Consider the following 280-nt stretch of genomic DNA (forward strand, 5'->3'; position numbering starts at 1 on the left):
AGCCGGCACCGTACAAAAACCGTTGCAAGCCACGTCGCAACACTGCGTCTGACGCAAGGAGAAACCATGAACGATTATCCCAATACCTTTGGCCGGGGCGGCAGCGTCACCACGGCCGAGACCCGCAACCGGGTACTGCGCAACACCTACTGGCTGCTCGCGCTGTCGATGGTGCCGACCGTCCTCGGCGCGTGGGTGGGCGTCGCCACCGGCTTCTCGCTGTTCGCCGCCACCAGCCCGGCGATGAGCATGCTGGCGTTCTTCGCCATCGCGTTCGGTT

Annotated in this window: 1 pseudogene; it reads left to right on the top strand. The window is 64.6% G+C overall.

Features of this window, described 5'->3' with window-relative positions:
- Window positions 1-66: 66 nt before the first annotated feature.
- Window positions 67-280: pseudogene (locus tag SB753_RS36630) on the top strand (BAX inhibitor (BI)-1/YccA family protein); the annotation flags it as partial.

The organism is Paraburkholderia sp. SIMBA_053 (assembly GCF_046534895.1).
In the GTDB taxonomy this organism is placed as follows: Bacteria; Pseudomonadota; Gammaproteobacteria; order Burkholderiales; family Burkholderiaceae; genus Paraburkholderia; species Paraburkholderia caledonica.